The sequence below is a fragment of the Mesorhizobium sp. WSM4845 genome, from assembly GCF_055811455.1.
The window spans coordinates 1-341 of record NZ_JBVVQA010000114.1 but is presented as its reverse complement, the minus strand read 5'-3'; the positions used below and the strand labels follow the sequence as shown (position 1 = coordinate 341).

Sequence of the window (341 nt, the reverse complement as noted above, 5' to 3'; positions counted from 1 at the left end):
TCGGCTGCCGCCGCCTTCAACCCGGCGCACAGACTGATGGACCAGGTGGTCGAGGCGACGCTGCTGCATGGCACGGCGACACGGGCCGCGGCCGAAAAGCGCGCCATCGCGCTGTTCAAGAAGCTCAGCCTGCCGAACCCCGAAAGCATCGGCGAGCGCTTTCCGCACCAGGTGTCAGGCGGTCAGCTGCAGCGTGTAATGACGGCGATGGCGCTGTGCTCCGAGCCCGACCTGATCGTCTTCGACGAGCCGACCACGGCGCTCGACGTGACGACGCAGATCGACGTGCTGGCGGCGATCAAGGACGCCATCCGCGACACGCATGTCGCGGCGCTGTACAT

1 protein-coding gene is annotated in these 341 nt (G+C 67.2%); it reads left to right on the top strand.

The genetic code is table 11. The annotated features are described in order from the left end of the window. Positions 1–341: ATP-binding cassette domain-containing protein (locus AC0L2C_RS34245; RefSeq protein WP_473525539.1), on the top strand; the 341-nt coding region annotated here is incomplete at both ends.